Raw genomic sequence first — 4,719 nt, forward strand, 5'->3', positions numbered from 1 at the left:
GCTGCGCCCTTCGGCGAGCGCCTCGGCAAAGTTGGCGAACAGCACCGTGAACCACAGCCAGACCGACACGGCCAGGATGAAGCCGGCGCTCTCGCCGCCGGCGGAGGTTTCGGGCGCGAAGGCCGCGCGCAGGAACAGGATCGTGGTCAGGATGCTGCCGGCATAGACCACGAACATCACCGGATTGCGCAGCTGCTGGCGCGGCGACAACTTGCGCCAGGCCGCCACCAGCGCCGGCTTGAGCAGCTGCGGCGCGAACATGCCGCGCGCCGGGGCGCGATCGGAAAGCGCGGGTTGGCGATCGGTCACGGGCGTGCCGGCCGACACTTCGCCCGGATTGCCGCCGATCTCGGCCGCATTGGCCGTGGATTCTTGTTGCATGGGATCTCCGCAGTGCGCTAGAGAGGAGGGAGGAACGCCGACGCGGTCGGAAAGCGCGCGGCGTCCGATGTCATCGGGGGAACGCCTGGCTCATCGGCGGACTCATCGGGCGGGCTCATCGGGCGGGCTCATCGAACGGACTCAGCGAACGGACTCAGCGAACGACCGCGCCCTGCAGCTGCTCGGCCACGGGGCCGAGCGCGAGCGCCGGCACATAGGTCAGCGCACCGACCAGCAGCACCGTGCCCACCAGCAGCACCACGAACAGCGGCCCGTGCGTGGGCATGGTGCCGCCGCTTGCCGGCACGCGCTTCTTCGCCGCGAGGGCGCCGGCCATCGCGAGGACCGGGACGATCACCCAGAAGCGGCCGAACCACATCGCCGCGGCCAGCAGCGTGTTGTAGAAGGGCGTGTTGGCCGACAGGCCGGCGAACGCGCTGCCGTTGTTGTTCGCGGCCGAGGACAGCGCGTAGAGGATCTCGGAGAAGCCGTGCGTGCCGGGATTGAGCACGCCGGCGCGGCCGGCCTCCATCGACACCGCCGCCGCCGTGCCCAGCAGCACCAGCAACGGCGTGACGAGGATCACCACGGCGGCCATCTTCATCTCGTAGGCCTCGATCTTCTTGCCGAGATACTCGGGCGTGCGGCCGATCATCAGGCCGGCGATGAACACGGCCAGCACCGCATACACGAGCATGCCGTACAGGCCCGAGCCGACGCCGCCGAACACGACCTCGCCGAGCTGCATCAGCAGCATCGGCACCAGTCCGCCGATGGCGGTGAAGGAGTCGTGCATCGCATTGACCGCGCCGCACGACGCCGCGGTGGTGACCGTGGCGAACAGCGCCGATGCGGCCAGGCCGAAGCGCGTTTCCTTGCCTTCCATGTTGCCGCCGTCCTGCCAGGCCGAGGCGAGGCTGTCCACCGGCAATCCCGCCAGCGCGGGGTTGGGCTGCTGCTCGGCCAGCGCGGCCACGCAGGCCATCGCGACGAAGATCGCGGCCATCGACGCCAGCACCGCGATGCCCTGGCGGCGATCACCGACCATCTCGCCGAAGGTGAAGCACAGCGCGGCGGGAATCAGGAAGATCGCCAGCATCTCGATCAGGTTCGCCAGCGCGGTCGGGTTCTCGAAGGGATGCGCCGAGTTGGCGTTGAAGAAGCCGCCGCCGTTGGTGCCCAGCATCTTGATCGCCTCCTGCGACGCGACCGGGCCCATCGCCAGCGTCTGCCGGTCCGTGCGGACCGGCTCCGCGACGGGCCTGCCCTCGGCGTCCAGTACCGGCTGCCCGGCGGCATCGGTCTTCGGCATGGTGTACTCGACCGCGGACACCATCGACACCGGCTTGTAGGCGTCGAAGTTCTGGATCACGCCCTGGCTGACCAGGGCCAGCGCGATGACGGTCGCGATGGGCATCAGCACATAGAGCGTGGTGCGGGTCATGTCGACCCAGAAGTTGCCGATGGTCGCCGCGCTCTGGCGCGCGAAGCCGCGGATCAGCGCGAATACCACCGCGATGCCGGTCGCCGCCGACACGAAGTTCTGCACGGTCAGGCCCAGCATCTGCGTCAGATAGGCCATCGTCGATTCGCCGGCATAGCCCTGCCAGTTGGTGTTCGCGACGAAGCTGATCGCCGTGTTGAATGCGGAATCGGGCGACACCGGGCCGAAGCCCTGGGGATTGAGCGGCAGCACGCCCTGCAGCCGCTGCAGGCCATAGACCACCACCACGCCCAGCACGTTGAACGCGAGCACGGCGACGGCATACCGCTTCCACCCCATCTCGGCATCGGGGCGTACGCCGGCAACGCGATAGAGCAGGCGCTCGACGGGCCGACCCCATGCGGTCAAGGCGTATTGGCCGTCCTCGACGGCGCGGCGCAGATAGCGTCCCAGCAGCAGCGCCATCGCCAGCAGGATGGCGAGAAACAGGGCCAGCAGGCCCATGAACTGCGTGGTCATCAGAATTTCTCCGGGCGCAGCAGCGCGATCAGCAGATAGACGAACATGGCCGCGGCCATCGCCGCGGCCAGCAGATCGGTCCAGTTCATCGTTGCCCCCTGCCCGGGGTGGCACCGCACTGCGGCGGCGTGTCGTTGGCCGGCCCGTGCGGGCGCACATTCGCCGGCGCGCGCGGCGCCAGCACGACGCACAGCTGCAGCAGCACGGCACAGAGTCCGGCGAAGCCGAACAGTACGATCAGGAAAATCCCGTCCATGGCAAATACCGAGAGTGATACCGGCTTGCAGATTAGGGAGGGGCGGCTAAAAACGGGGTAGAAAGGTGGAGGGGTGCCGTAAAGAAGGTATAAAGATGCGGCAGAGGGCATCCGTCAATGGATTTGCCGCATTGTTTTGACAGCCCGGCACATGACCTGTATAACGGGAACCGCAGGATCTTCAAGCAAGCACGTCGATTACCGAGTTGGCCGCCCCCGGCTCCGCCACTTCTTCTCCATGTTTCTTCTTGATCGTCATGCCCCTCGGGACATTCGTCCGATGGGAACAATCCAGGAGATATACATGGATACCGGTACCGTAAAGTGGTTTAACGATTCGAAGGGCTTCGGCTTCATTACGCCGGACGCCGGCGGCGACGATCTGTTCGCGCATTTTTCGGAAATTCAGGGCAGCGGTTTCAAGTCGCTGCAGGAAGGACAGAAGGTGCGCTACGTGCGCGGCGTCGGCCAGAAGGGCCCGGCCGCCACGAAGATCGAACCGGTCTGACGCTTGCCACGAAAACCCCGCGCTTGCGGGGTTTTTTATTGCCGGCCGCTTTTTCTGCCTGTCGCAGCCAGCCGGCGTCCACGTTGTTCAACAGGAGCGATGCATGGACTCCCTTCCTACCGCCAGCTACAAGGGCTACGAGCTCTACCCGCTGGTCTACCGGCGCACCCCGGTGCAGACATGGCCGCGTACCAAACCCGAACTTGCTTTTGACGTCTCGGTGATGATCTGCATCGAAGGCCAGCCCCCTGGCAACGAGCAATCACGCCTGTACCGCCTGACCAGCGGCTCGTGCGAGAACGTCGGCACCGCCCGACGCGCCGCCGTCGACTACGGCCGCGCCATCATCGACGGCCTGGTCCCGACCGAAACGCTGCCTACGGCCTGAAGCGCCAAAGCGAGCCCGCCATGAGCGAAGCCGTCAGTTACCTCTGTACGTTGCCATGGGCCGGTACCAGCCTCGCCTACCATGTCAGCGTCAATTTCGCCGGTTCCGGCGAATGCGATTGCGTTCGATTCACCAGTTTCGTCGGCGTGGGCCGGCGCTCGTTCACGATCCGCGCCGATGCGGATGCGGATACGGTTGCGGCCCGCGGCACGCTGACCCGCGACGGCGAGGCGCTGTGCCGGCTGGCGATCGGCCAGGCGCTGCGCGACGCGCTGCACGACAAGACCCTCGCCGGCGATCATCTGCTCGACGCGCTGGCCGCCCCGTGGCAAGGGGAACTGCGCCCGGTACGATCGCGCGACGCCAGCCGGCCGGCCCGTTCGCGGCTGCAGTCGTTCGGCGTGTAAGGGGCGGGTAAAGGAACCGGAATAGAAGGACCAGCGCGTACGGTTCCGCGTATCACCGCCCGCACCGTCGATCTCGTTCAGCGCTCCCGCTGCTCGGCATCGGCGCCCGCCTGCACCGATTCGGCGCCCAGGCGCACCACTTCGATCCGATCGATGCGCCGTTCGGTCGCCTCGACCACCGTGAAGCGATAGCCGTCCAGATCGATCGCGCTGCCCACCGGCGGCACGATGCCGAAACGGTCCAGCAGCAGGCCGCCCAGCGACGCATAGCGCCCCTGGGATTGCGTCCACGGTTCGCCCAGCTCCAGCACGTGGGCGACCGCATGCAGATCGGCACTGCCGTCGATCAGCCAGCGCCCCTCCCCCGCCGCCGCGATGGTCGGAAGTTCGTCCTCGTCGGGGAATTCGCCCGCGATCGCTTCCAGCACATCGACCGGCGTCACCACGCCCAGCACCGCGCCGTATTCGTCGGTCACCAGCACCAGCTGGCCGCGCGACGCGCGCAGCGTCTCCATCAGCGGCAGGATGCGGATCGATTCCGGCACCACGATCGGCGGCCGCAGGCTGGCTTCGTCGATGCGGCCTTGCTCGGCCAGCGTGCCGATCAGGTCCTTGCCGCGCGCGACGCCGAGGATATCGTCCAGCTGCCCGCGGCAGACCGGAAAGAAGCTGTGCGGCGTGGCGAGGATCTGGCGGCGCAGCGTGTCGGCGTCCTGCTCGATATCGATCCACGACAGTTCCGAGCGCGGCGTCATGATCGAGCGCACCGAGCGTTCGGCCAGCGACAGCACGCCGCTGACCATGGTGCGCTCCTCC

Annotated in this window: 7 protein-coding genes and 1 pseudogene; 3 read left to right on the top strand and 5 right to left on the bottom strand. The window is 67.3% G+C overall.

Going from position 1 to position 4,719, the window contains the following annotated elements:
- The 4 genes and pseudogenes from AC6EI8_RS24265 to AC6EI8_RS24280 form a co-directional block, all read right to left on the bottom strand.
- A pseudogene (locus tag AC6EI8_RS24265) lies at positions 1 to 381 on the bottom strand (potassium-transporting ATPase subunit B); the annotation flags it as partial.
- Between the two features lie 154 nt (positions 382 to 535).
- Positions 536 to 2,344: a potassium-transporting ATPase subunit KdpA gene (gene kdpA, locus AC6EI8_RS24270; RefSeq protein WP_498383098.1), complete on the bottom strand. Its 1,809-nt coding sequence runs from the start codon at positions 2,342 to 2,344 to the stop codon at positions 536 to 538.
- Positions 2,344 to 2,433, bottom strand: a complete 90-nt coding sequence (kdpF, locus tag AC6EI8_RS24275; RefSeq protein WP_149320133.1) for a K(+)-transporting ATPase subunit F — start codon at positions 2,431 to 2,433, stop codon at positions 2,344 to 2,346. Before kdpF ends, kdpA begins: the two co-directional genes overlap by 1 nt.
- Positions 2,430 to 2,600, bottom strand: a complete 171-nt coding sequence (locus tag AC6EI8_RS24280) for a hypothetical protein (RefSeq protein ID WP_190286441.1) — start codon at positions 2,598 to 2,600, stop codon at positions 2,430 to 2,432. Before AC6EI8_RS24280 ends, kdpF begins: the two co-directional genes overlap by 4 nt.
- Positions 2,601 to 2,904: 304 nt before the next feature.
- Here AC6EI8_RS24280 and AC6EI8_RS24285 point away from each other — a divergent pair, with 304 nt between their 5' ends.
- The 3 genes from AC6EI8_RS24285 (at position 2,905) to AC6EI8_RS24295 (ending at position 3,903) form a co-directional block, all read left to right on the top strand.
- Positions 2,905 to 3,108 carry a cold-shock protein gene (locus tag AC6EI8_RS24285; RefSeq protein WP_149320132.1) on the top strand — a complete coding sequence of 68 codons (204 nt, stop codon included), beginning with the start codon at positions 2,905 to 2,907 and terminating at the stop codon, positions 3,106 to 3,108.
- Between the two features lie 103 nt (positions 3,109 to 3,211).
- Complete coding sequence (locus AC6EI8_RS24290; RefSeq protein WP_149320131.1) at positions 3,212 to 3,496, top strand: hypothetical protein; 285 nt, start codon at positions 3,212 to 3,214, stop codon at positions 3,494 to 3,496.
- A 20-nt stretch (positions 3,497 to 3,516) separates the two neighbouring features.
- The gene (locus AC6EI8_RS24295; protein WP_149320130.1) at positions 3,517 to 3,903 is read left to right on the top strand and encodes a hypothetical protein; all 387 of its coding nucleotides are present in this window, start codon (positions 3,517 to 3,519) and stop codon (positions 3,901 to 3,903) included.
- Between the two features lie 77 nt (positions 3,904 to 3,980).
- Here the strand turns inward: AC6EI8_RS24295 and AC6EI8_RS24300 are convergent.
- Positions 3,981 to 4,719, bottom strand: a 739-nt coding sequence (locus AC6EI8_RS24300) for a hemolysin family protein (RefSeq protein WP_498383100.1), incomplete at its 5' end; no start/stop codon positions are given.

The organism is Cupriavidus sp. R6-3 (assembly GCF_059772245.1).

Coding starts and splice junctions, on each gene's coding strand:
- kdpA (WP_498383098.1), bottom strand. CDS start 2,344: ATGACCACGCAGTTCATGGGCCTGCTGGCCCTGTTTCTCGCCATCCTG.
- kdpF (WP_149320133.1), bottom strand. CDS start 2,433: ATGAACTGGACCGATCTGCTGGCCGCGGCGATGGCCGCGGCCATGTTC.
- AC6EI8_RS24280 (WP_190286441.1), bottom strand. CDS start 2,600: ATGGACGGGATTTTCCTGATCGTACTGTTCGGCTTCGCCGGACTCTGT.
- AC6EI8_RS24285 (WP_149320132.1), top strand. CDS start 2,905: ATGGATACCGGTACCGTAAAGTGGTTTAACGATTCGAAGGGCTTCGGC.
- AC6EI8_RS24290 (WP_149320131.1), top strand. CDS start 3,212: ATGGACTCCCTTCCTACCGCCAGCTACAAGGGCTACGAGCTCTACCCG.
- AC6EI8_RS24295 (WP_149320130.1), top strand. CDS start 3,517: ATGAGCGAAGCCGTCAGTTACCTCTGTACGTTGCCATGGGCCGGTACC.